Origin of the sequence: Streptomyces sp. NPDC002888 (assembly GCF_042888465.1) — a bacterium.
In the GTDB taxonomy this organism is placed as follows: domain Bacteria; phylum Actinomycetota; class Actinomycetes; order Streptomycetales; family Streptomycetaceae; genus Streptomyces.
Genome location: NZ_JBIAPU010000050.1, coordinates 42,431 through 50,193, shown reverse-complemented (window position 1 = coordinate 50,193; position 7,763 = coordinate 42,431). Strand labels below are relative to the sequence as shown.

Annotated in this window: 9 protein-coding genes; 3 read left to right on the top strand and 6 right to left on the bottom strand. The window is 70.4% G+C overall.

Features of this window, described 5'->3' with window-relative positions; translation table 11 throughout:
- Positions 1 to 114 precede the first annotated feature (114 nt).
- The 4 genes from ACFYWX_RS46240 to ACFYWX_RS46225 form a co-directional block, all read right to left on the bottom strand.
- Positions 115 to 555 carry a MarR family winged helix-turn-helix transcriptional regulator gene (locus tag ACFYWX_RS46240; RefSeq protein ID WP_389431544.1) on the bottom strand — a complete coding sequence of 147 codons (441 nt, stop codon included), beginning with the start codon at positions 553 to 555 and terminating at the stop codon, positions 115 to 117.
- 90 nt (positions 556 to 645) lie between these two features.
- Positions 646 to 1,305 (bottom strand): hypothetical protein, encoded by a 660-nt coding sequence (locus ACFYWX_RS46235; RefSeq protein ID WP_389431542.1) that lies wholly within the window; start codon positions 1,303 to 1,305, stop codon positions 646 to 648.
- Positions 1,306 to 1,388: 83 nt separating this feature from the next.
- Complete coding sequence (locus tag ACFYWX_RS46230; RefSeq protein ID WP_389431541.1) at positions 1,389 to 1,616, bottom strand: hypothetical protein; 228 nt, start codon at positions 1,614 to 1,616, stop codon at positions 1,389 to 1,391.
- Between the two features lie 7 nt (positions 1,617 to 1,623).
- Positions 1,624 to 2,088: a hypothetical protein gene (locus tag ACFYWX_RS46225; RefSeq protein WP_389431540.1), complete on the bottom strand. Its 465-nt coding sequence runs from the start codon at positions 2,086 to 2,088 to the stop codon at positions 1,624 to 1,626.
- 194 nt (positions 2,089 to 2,282) lie between these two features.
- Here ACFYWX_RS46225 and ACFYWX_RS46220 point away from each other — a divergent pair, with 194 nt between their 5' ends.
- On the top strand, positions 2,283 to 2,783 hold the full coding sequence (locus ACFYWX_RS46220; RefSeq protein ID WP_389431539.1) for a GNAT family N-acetyltransferase: 501 nt from the start codon (positions 2,283 to 2,285) through the stop codon (positions 2,781 to 2,783).
- A gap of 78 nt (positions 2,784 to 2,861) precedes the next feature.
- On the top strand, positions 2,862 to 3,056 hold the full coding sequence (locus tag ACFYWX_RS46215; protein WP_389431538.1) for a hypothetical protein: 195 nt from the start codon (positions 2,862 to 2,864) through the stop codon (positions 3,054 to 3,056).
- Between the two features lie 45 nt (positions 3,057 to 3,101).
- Here ACFYWX_RS46215 and ACFYWX_RS46210 read toward each other — a convergent pair whose 3' ends face one another.
- Positions 3,102 to 3,926 (bottom strand): class I SAM-dependent methyltransferase, encoded by an 825-nt coding sequence (locus tag ACFYWX_RS46210; protein ID WP_389431537.1) that lies wholly within the window; start codon positions 3,924 to 3,926, stop codon positions 3,102 to 3,104.
- 110 nt (positions 3,927 to 4,036) lie between these two features.
- Between ACFYWX_RS46210 and ACFYWX_RS46205 the strand changes: the two genes are divergently transcribed.
- Positions 4,037 to 4,768, top strand: a complete 732-nt coding sequence (locus tag ACFYWX_RS46205; protein ID WP_389431536.1) for a hypothetical protein — start codon at positions 4,037 to 4,039, stop codon at positions 4,766 to 4,768.
- 52 nt (positions 4,769 to 4,820) lie between these two features.
- On the opposite strand, the gene ACFYWX_RS46200 is transcribed toward ACFYWX_RS46205, so the two are convergent.
- Positions 4,821 to 7,712, bottom strand: a complete 2,892-nt coding sequence (locus ACFYWX_RS46200) for a BTAD domain-containing putative transcriptional regulator (protein ID WP_389431535.1) — start codon at positions 7,710 to 7,712, stop codon at positions 4,821 to 4,823.
- Positions 7,713 to 7,763 lie beyond the last annotated feature (51 nt).

The following is a 7,763-nucleotide window of genomic DNA, read 5'->3' as shown; positions in this document are numbered from 1 at the left end:
CCCACTCTCGGCTTCGCTCGAGCGGGGGGACCCCCATCGAGGGCTCTCCGGCGCCTTGCGATGCACGGCACCAGACCACGCGACCTGATCGGGCGTTCATAGTGCAAGGACCCCTTAGAAGCCGTTCTCGGGGCCGAGGAACACCTCGGGCACCTTGTTGTCGAGGACGACGCGGGCGAGGAGGGCGGCGAGCTGCTCGCGCTCGGGGCCGCTGAGGCCGGCGGGGAGGTCCTCGACGCGGCGGCAGGTCTCGTCGTAGAACTCCCTGGCCAGTACGGCCCCCTCGTCCGTCAGCCCGACGCGCACGGCCCGCCCGTCCCGGGGATCGGGCTCCCGTCGCACGAGCCCGCGCTGCATCATCCGGTCCACCAGACCGGTCAGGCTCGACTTCGCAAGGCCGAGGAGTTCGCCGAGTTCGGTCATGCCAAGGGGCTGCGGCATCAGTACGCACAGGAGCTTGCCCTGCTGCGGGGTGAGCCCGTAGGCGCGGCTCGAGTCGGCGTACACGGCGTTCACGAGGAACGCCGAGCGCACCAGCGCGGTCACGAGGCTCATCTGCTGCTCACCTGCGGCTTCGACCATCCGGCCAGGGTACCGAGCGGGGGAGCGGCGAGGGGGCAGGTGGCAACGCGCGGTGCTGTGCGGTCACTCGTCCTGCGGGGGCGCCTCCCCCTCCACCAGCCGCTCCGCGATGTCGTCCGCCCACTCCTGCGCCCACCGCCGGAGTGCGACGATGTCCGGCTCCTCGAGCCCGAGGGCGGCGAACTCGCGGTCGTCGATCCACTCGACGGCCGCGAGACGGCTCTGCAGGTCGGCGAGCTCGAAGACGTCACGTGCGTGGCGGCGCCCCAGCTCCTCGAGCTCGGGACGCGTCCAGTACTCCGCCCCGGCCCGCACATCGACGAGCTCCCGCGCGAGCCCTCCGTCGACGAGATCCCGCACCCTGATCCCGACGAGGTCCTCCAGAGCGACGGCGAGCCCGTTCTCCGTCTGAACAGGTGCCCGCCAGAGCACCTCCTTGAGCACGTCCACTTCCCAGGCCTCCCCCGTCGTCGGCTCACTGACGACCAGCCGCCCGGCCAACGGCTCCACACCGACCACCCGCACAACCCATCCCAGCCCGCTCAGCCCACCCCGAACCGCCTCGACGACATCCCCCATCCCCACCGCACTGTCGGTGGCGACCTCGACCCCTTCCCCGACCCGCCTCACCAACCCATGAGCCCACACCCCACATCTCCCGGACAGCGCAAGCGAATACCCCGCGCCCACAGCAAGGATGTCGGCCACCAGACGCCCGTTCATGGGAGCGACTGTAGGGGCCACCACCGACCACGACCGCCTGGACCGGCCGATCCGCGGTGTGTCGGAGCAGCCCGGTCAGGCCGTTACTTCCTTCTCGTCCTCTCCGTCCACGCCCGAGCTCCCCACCGCACCACCACACCGACCACCAAGGCCACCACGATCGCGCCCCAGTCGATGACGTGCGGCATCCCGGGAAAGAAGGCGAAGAAGCCGAGCGCCGCAATGAGCCCCACGAGGAACCCGCCGGCCCCGACCCGGCGTCGCCGCGCCTCGAATGCGTGGTCGGACTGCCGTCCCTGCTGCTCGATCATGACCGGCTCACTTCGTGACGTGATGGCATTGACTCACCCGCCGCACCCCGTTGACATGGAGATGCGCACACGCCTTCCCATAACGAGGCAAGGTCCGGGGAGAGTTGTTCCGCATCGGGTCGATCTTGCACTCGCTGTGCGTCCTGCCTCGGGATGTGCGGTAGGTCGTGTTGTTCGTGTCGGCATAGGTGAAATCGATACGCCAGTTGCAGAAGCCGCTGCTGAGCGCGCCGACGAAGGCGCAGTCGACGCCGGCGTTCTGGTACGTGATCTTCCTGCCGCTCCCACGGATGATGTGGGAGAACATGCATCCGGTCGGAACCTTCATCGTCACGCCACCCACGCTGTACTCGAAAGAGCGCACAGGAGTTGATCCGATCGCGCCGGCGTGTGCACTCGTTGGGCTGGCGAAGATGAGGCTCCCTGCGGCAGCGAGGGCGGTGATGAGGCGCTTGACGTACGGCGTGACCAAGATGGTCCCCTCCTGATGGTCTCCCGATGAGTACCGGGAACAACCGCGGATGGCGTCACTCCGTTGCAGCCTTCGGCGTTGATTCACCACCATAGGTGATCAAGTAAAGGGGTGCTGACCTGCAGAAACGTTGCCATGGTGGCTGTCGTGTCTATCCTCGGCAGGCAGATCACGCGCGGGGAGGGGGCTGGCGTATGGCAGAGGTGAGGTTGGAGCGGCTCAGGGCGGAGCATGCGGAGGCTTTGCTTGGTTTTGAGAGGGAGAATCGGGCTTACTTCGTTCGGACTGTGCCGGATCGTGGGGATGCGTACTTCGCGAAGTTCGGGAGTCGGCACCGGGCGCTTCTTGCGGAGCAGGACGCGGGGCTGTGTCACTTTCATGTCGTCGTGGACGGGCAGGGAGAACTGATCGGCCGGGTGAACCTCGTGGACGTCGAGGACGGGGTCGCTGAGCTCGGGTACCGGATCGGTGAGCGGGCGGCGGGCAGGGGTGTGGCCACGGCTGCGGTCGGGGAGGTGTGCCGGCTGGCGGCCGAGGAGTACGGGCTCTTTGGGCTCACCGCGGTCACCACGCTCGACAACCTGGCGTCCAGGGCCGTACTCGAGCGCAATCAGTTCACCTTTGTGGAGGACATCGTCCTCGTCGGGCGCCCGGGTGTCCGTTACCGGCGGCGGCTTGGTGCCGCGGCTGACTGAGTGGTCGTCCGTCGGGCCGCGGGCGTGCTTTGTCCGCACGTGGTTGACGTGGGGAGAGGACGGCTGTGCACTCGGCTCGTGGTGATTACCGGATTCGTCGTCTTCCTGGTCGGTGTGGTCGGTGTGGCGATCGGCAGCAAGGGCCAACGAGGTTGGGACATCTGGACCGGCCGGCAGAAGGTGATCTGCTCTGTCGCCTTCGTCATGGTGCTGGTCGGCCTCGTCCTCGCCGACGCGGGTGAGGGGCGCTTCGGAGCCGCCCCGTACAGGTAGACCGACCCGGGGTCGGCGTCAGTGGGGATGACCGACAGAACGTCGTCACTCATGGGAAACCTTCGACGTCGGCTTGCGGAACAGGTCGTAGGCGAAGCTGACCGCTTCGGTGAGAGGGGTGTGGCGGGTCAGTTCGGTGGTGAGGGCGGTGTCGAAGGCGGGGGCGTGGTCGGACAGGACCGAGGGCGGCAGGAAGGACGTGGAGCGGATGTGGCCGGCGATGTCGGGGATCGTCCAGCGGTGTTCGACGGAGAACTCGTGGCGCCCGAGCGGCTCGAAGCCGGCCTGGGAGAGGACCTGGTGGTCGGGGGTCCGTTGTCGTGAGCGGTTCCAGTCGGACGGGACGCGGGTCGCGGCGCCGAGGGTGTGCTGCCAGGTGTGCAGGAGGGCGGCGAGCGCGCGTTGCCAGTCCTGGTCGCCGACCCAGGGGGAATTCGACCAGCACAGGGCGAGGTGGCCGCCGGGCCTGAGCCAGGTGCAGGCGTGCTGGGCGACCCGGGCGCGGTCGAGGCGGTGGAAGGCGTTGCCGATGACGATCAGTTCGAACTGGGCCGGGTCGGCGTGCAGTTCCTCGGCGTCGGCGGTGACCGCCCGGATGTGGGGTGCGTCGGCGGCGACCGCCTTGGCCCGGACCAGCTCGGTCATGTCGGCTTCGGCGTCCACGGACCACACCTGCGCGAACCGGTCGCGCAGCGGGAAGGACAACTGGCCGGTGCCGCAGGCCAGATCGAGCAGACGGCCCTGTCCCGACGGGGCGGCCCGGTGTACGAGGTCGGCGATCATCGCGTCGGGGTAGGGGAGCCGGAAGCGGTCGTAGTAGTCGGCGGTGCCCCGGTACAGGCCGGGCTCGAACCTCACCTCATGGGCCATGCGCCCAGCTTCTCAGAGCCGGACCCGGCAGTGGTGGTGACGAAGGTCGGCCCGTTCATCGGCCTTCGGCCACTGTCCCACCCTCCTCGGGCGCACCTAGCATGCGAAATATGGAGAGCAGGCAGCCCGACCACGAGTTCGGCACATCCGTCAACGAGACGTCCACCACGACCGTGCTCGGCTATCCACGTTCCGACAGGATCCTGATTCTTGTGGGTATGCCCCTGGTCGGCGTCGTCATCGGATTACTCCTGCCGGTTCTGGCGAGACAGATCACCGGCTTGTCCAAGCTGCCTCTGCGGACGGTGGTCGAGTTCGTCGCCGCCGTGGAGGAGACCTGGCAGGTCGTCGCATTCATGGCCGGCGGTGGCGTCGTCGGGCTCGTGTTCGCCTTCGTCTCCCTCTCGGAGTCCTTGACGGTCACGCTCACCGACTCCCGGGTCGAGGCCTCCCACGACCACTGGGGCAAGGAGGGCTACGACCGCGCCGACGTCGCGGCCGTCTTCATGGACGGCACGACCCTCGTCGTCCTGGACCACGACTCCCGCCAACTCGTCCGCGGCACCCATGCGGCGCCCGCGCAGAAACTGGCCGCCGCCTTCCGCGCGCACGGCTATCCCTGGCAGGACAGCGACCCGTACGCCGCTCTGTTCCGGAAGTGGAGCCCCGGCTCGGGCGCCCTGCGCCCCGAGGTCGACGCCGTGCTCGCCGCCCGGAGAGAGGCGCTGAAGCACAAGTCGGGTCACGACGTACGCGAGTTGACCCGGGCCGTCGAGGAACTCGGCCACACCGTCCGGGACAAGGGGACCGAGCAGTCGTGGCGGCCCCTGGTCCGGTCCTGACCGCCGGGAGCGCGGCCCGTCCGGGACCGGCGCCGAGCGCACCAGGGCCTCGTCACGGGCGAGGGCCCCGGCTGCCACGTGCGCGGTCCGTGCGGTGCGCACCGGCGCCGGGCACGTCGAGCACGGCCTGGAACTGCTCGCGCGCTTCACGGACGCGGCCTGTCGCCAGATAGGCGCGGCCCAGGCGGGAACGGATGTCCATCTCCAGCCAGTCGTAGCTGGGCTCGGTGAGCGGGGACAGCAGTTGGTGCCGCAGGAGCGCCTGGCGATGCAGGACGACGGCCGCGTACGGGCTTCCCTCGCCCTGTTCGGCCGTCCCCAGCCGGGTCAGGCTGCGCACGCACAGGAAGATGTCCCCGACCTGCTCGACCAGGTCGACCGCCTGGCGGAGCAGATGCTTGGCCTCACGGTAGTGGCCGAGGCCGAGGTGGACGTCGGCGGCGCAGCTCAGGACCCTGCCGAGCATGCGCGGTCTGCCGCTCGCCTCGGCGTGGGTGCGGGCCTCGGCGAAGCAGACCAGCGCCTCCTCGCTCCGTCGTCCGTACTGGTGGGTGAGGCCGAGAATGACCCATGCCATCGAGGCGACCCAGTCGTTGCGCAGCCGCCGGGACAGGTCCACCGCGGCGGCGACATGGACGAGCGCCCGGTCGCCGTCGCCCACACTCAGGTCGAGAGCGCCCAGCGCGGCGAGAGCCCGGGCCTCTTCGTGCGGGTCGGGGAGGCGCCGGACGAGGTCCAGTGCCTCGGTGAGGCAGGTGCGCGCGTGCGTGTAGCGGCGTTGGTATACGGCGGTGTAGCCCAGGCAGTTCCGCAGCGCGGCGGGCATCCGCTCGTCGGTGGCCTCGTCCACGTGCGCGAGTGCGATCTCCAGAGCCGTCTGGCACTCGTGGTAGCGGCCCTGCCGTACGAAGTAGTCGCACAGCGCCTCGGCGATCCAGCAGGCGTAGTCGGCTTCGCCGAGGGCCGCGGCGTGCCCCACCACGTCGACGAGCTCTCCACCGGCCGCGTCCAGCCAGATCTCCGCGTCCTGCCAGTGCGTGAACGGTGGGCCGACGGGGCGGGGGCCGACGGGGCGGGGGCCGACGGGGCGGGGGCCGACGGGGCGCGGGCCGGTGGGGAAACCGTCGGGGCCCCAGTCGCTGGCGATGCGGGCGGCGTCCAGGTACAGACGGAGTGCCGCTGTGCGGGCGGCGGCGGCTTCGGCGGGTGCGGCCTCCGCGACCCGTCGTGCGTGGACGCGGACCAGGTCGTGCAGCCGGTAACGCCCCGGGCGCGGCTGTTGCAGAAGACTCGTGTCGACCAGGCTCTCCAGGATCCGCTCGGTGTCCTGGAACGGCCGGTCGAGCATGGTAGCCGGTGTCAGCAGGTCGAACTCGACCGTCGGTGCCAGGCCCAGGGCGCGGAATCCGCGCTGCTGCTCGGGGGCGAGCTGGTCGTACGACAGACGGAAGGCCGTCTCCACGCTGCGATCCCCGACGCTCAGTTCGCCGAGCCGGTGCTCGTCGCCCGCCATACGGCCCACCAGGTACTCCACCGTCCAGGTACGGCGGTTCTGCAGCCGCGACCCGGCGATGCGCAGGGCCAGCGGCAGCCCGTCGCACAGCCCGACCAGTCGCTGCGTCGCCTCCGGCTCCCTGCTCGCGCGCTCCCTTCCGATGATGTGCGTGAGCAGGGACACCGCGTCCGAGGTGTCCAGGGTCTCCAGGGTGACCCGCCGGTCGGCGTCCAGTTCGGCGAGCCGTCGCCGCCCGGCCACCAGCACCCTGCTGCCGGCTCCCGCGGGCAGCAGTGGTCGTATCTGGTCGGCGTCCAGGGCGTCGTCCAGGACGAGGAGCAGTCGTAGCCCACTGGTCGCCGCACGCCAGGCGGCGGTGAGTTCTTCCAGGTCGCTCGGCAACTCGCCCTGGGCCGCGCCGAGTGAGCGCAGCAGTCGCTGCAACGCCCGCTCCGGCGACTGCCGCCGCTGCGTGCTGTGCGCGCGCAGATCCACGAACAGGCAGCCGTCCGGGTGCTGGGCGCTGAGCTCACGGGCCGCGCGTACGACGAGCGCGGTCTTGCCGACACCGGCCGCGCCGTCCACCGTCACGATCGACACGGACCCGGGCGCGGCGGGCGCGATCAGCTGCGCCAGCTCGGACTCCCGCCCGATCAGCCGACCGGCGTCGCCCGGCAGGTCGTTGACGGTGCGACGGGCCGGGGGCCGGCTGGGAGGAGCGGGGGAGTGGGCCGCCGGCGCCGGACCGAGGAGGCGCTCGTCGTCCTGGCGCAGTACCGCGTCGTACGTCCGGCGGAGTTCCTCGCCGGGATCGATGCCGAGCTCGTCGCGCAGGCGCCCCCGCATGTCCTGATAGGAGTTCAGGGCTTCCGCCTGGCGTCCGCCGCCGTACAGGGCGCGCATGCGCAGTGCCAGTACCGACTCGTTGAGGGGAGCGGACGTGGACAGCTCGGCGAGTTCGTCCAGTGTGTCGGCGGAGCGGCCCAGCAGGACCAGACACTCGAGTCTCTCCAGCCGGAGCGAGAGCCTGCGCTCCAGCAGCCGTTGACGTTCCGCGTGGGCGCGCTGTCCCGGCAGGCCGGTCAGGGGTTCACCGCGGAACAGGGCGAGTGCCTCGGAGAACCGGTCCATCGCGGTGGTCACGTCACCGGACGCCTTCGCGTGCCGTGCCTCGGCGGCCCGTTCGTCCAGCTCGGTCACGTCGAGCCGGGCCGCGTCACCGACGAAGCGGTACCAGCCCTTGCCGCTGCGGATCACCGACTCCGCGGGCCCGACGCTCGCGATGTCGAGTGCCCTGCGCAGCGGGAGGATGTGGCTCGGCAGAACCTTGTGGCCCGACCCCGGCGGCTGCCCGTCCCACAGGTCGTCCAGCAACTGCTCATGGCTCACCTGCCGGTCCGCACGCAGCACCAGCGCGGCGAGTACGGCCTGTCGCCGAACCGGCCCCACGTCCAGCGGTGTTCCGTCACGCCAGGCCCGAAGTGGCCCGAGTAAAGCGAT

Bases quoted from the DNA above. Each gene is read 5' to 3' on its own strand.
- ACFYWX_RS46240 (WP_389431544.1), bottom strand. From the start codon at position 555: ATGAGCCTCGTGACCGCGCTGGTGCGCTCGGCGTTCCTCGTGAACGCC.
- ACFYWX_RS46235 (WP_389431542.1), bottom strand. From the start codon at position 1,305: ATGAACGGGCGTCTGGTGGCCGACATCCTTGCTGTGGGCGCGGGGTAT.
- ACFYWX_RS46230 (WP_389431541.1), bottom strand. From the start codon at position 1,616: ATGATCGAGCAGCAGGGACGGCAGTCCGACCACGCATTCGAGGCGCGG.
- ACFYWX_RS46220 (WP_389431539.1), top strand. From the start codon at position 2,283: ATGGCAGAGGTGAGGTTGGAGCGGCTCAGGGCGGAGCATGCGGAGGCT.
- ACFYWX_RS46210 (WP_389431537.1), bottom strand. From the start codon at position 3,926: ATGGCCCATGAGGTGAGGTTCGAGCCCGGCCTGTACCGGGGCACCGCC.
- ACFYWX_RS46205 (WP_389431536.1), top strand. From the start codon at position 4,037: ATGGAGAGCAGGCAGCCCGACCACGAGTTCGGCACATCCGTCAACGAG.